Genomic DNA, 580 nt, shown 5'->3' on the forward strand with positions numbered 1-580 from the left:
ACCAACAATTGGCCGAATTAATGGACGAAAATGACGGGCTAGAAGCCGATGAGCAAAATGCTGCCGGCAATTCATCTGGTATGGACTGGATTGTGAACCATCCAAATGTCAGTGAACAAATGGTGGTTGAAGCCCGTGCCTTTAGAGACCGTATGCGTCAGAACGAAGAATTCAGTCAAGAATTGATTGAACGTCGTTATGAGAAGCAACGGTTAATGTCCTTACTTGGTGCTGAAGAAATGGCCGAGTTACCGGATGAATTAACCGCAGACGAAAGATCTTACTGGCAACAACGATACAAAGAATTAGAAAACAAACGCATTTTCTACAACCATAGCCAAAGTGATATGACAAATTTATCTGAAAAGGCTAGCTCTTTGGAAAATGAATACACTCAGTTATCTTATGAACGGGATGAACTCGAGGCTAATGGCCGACAAGATGACCGTTGGATCCGCTTATTTGGTAGTGTCCTTGCAGGAATGGGGATTGTCTTACTCATTGCTTACTTTGTGTCGTCAATGACCTTCCTATTTGGTGCTGGTGTGACAGCGACTATCGCAGGTATTATTATTTTGAC

The 580-nt window shown here is 42.8% G+C and carries 1 pseudogene; it reads left to right on the plus strand.

The features are described from left to right. Positions 1 to 20: 20 nt before the first annotated feature. Positions 21 to 580: pseudogene (locus tag ACRCJ0_RS18705) on the plus strand (ATP-binding protein); the annotation flags it as partial.

The sequence above is a fragment of the Aerococcus sp. L_32 genome, from assembly GCF_050689315.1.